Raw genomic sequence first — 389 nt, 5'->3', positions numbered from 1 at the left:
TAGGCGGGCGCGGTGTTCGGGTCTCCTGCCCCGTCGATCATCAGGTACTGCAGGGGCGGCACCTCGACGACGCGGAACTCGCCCCGCTTCGCCCGGTACGCGTCGAGTGTCTTCTTCGGATCGATGGCCGCCATCACGTGCCTCCCTGGATCGTGCGCTCAGTGTCGCACGGGCCACGGACACGGGGTGGGTGCGCACGCGCGCCCACCCCGCCGGCCTCAGGCCGGTTCGACCGGAAGCCAGAGCTCGCACGACGCGGAGTCACCGCTGAACTCCAGGTAGCGCACGATCGACGGGCCTGGGCGCAGCCTCCACGGGTTCGACGGGAACCACTCCGTCGCCGTGGCCGCCCACAGCGTCTGCAGAGCGGCGGGGAAGGGCCCACTGGC

General features: G+C 71.5%; 1 protein-coding gene. It reads right to left on the bottom strand.

Features of this window, described 5'->3' with window-relative positions; all coding sequences use genetic code 11:
- Positions 1 to 218 precede the first annotated feature (218 nt).
- On the bottom strand, positions 219 to 389 hold a 171-nt coding region (locus tag DSP71_RS23695), incomplete at its 5' end, for a GyrI-like domain-containing protein (RefSeq protein ID WP_258546403.1).

The organism is Microbacterium sp. H6 (assembly GCF_003314775.1).
Classification (GTDB): Bacteria; Actinomycetota; Actinomycetes; order Actinomycetales; family Microbacteriaceae; genus Microbacterium; species Microbacterium oxydans.
The sequence above is the reverse complement of the archived record's forward strand: the minus strand, read 5'-3'. Positions and strand labels throughout refer to the sequence as shown.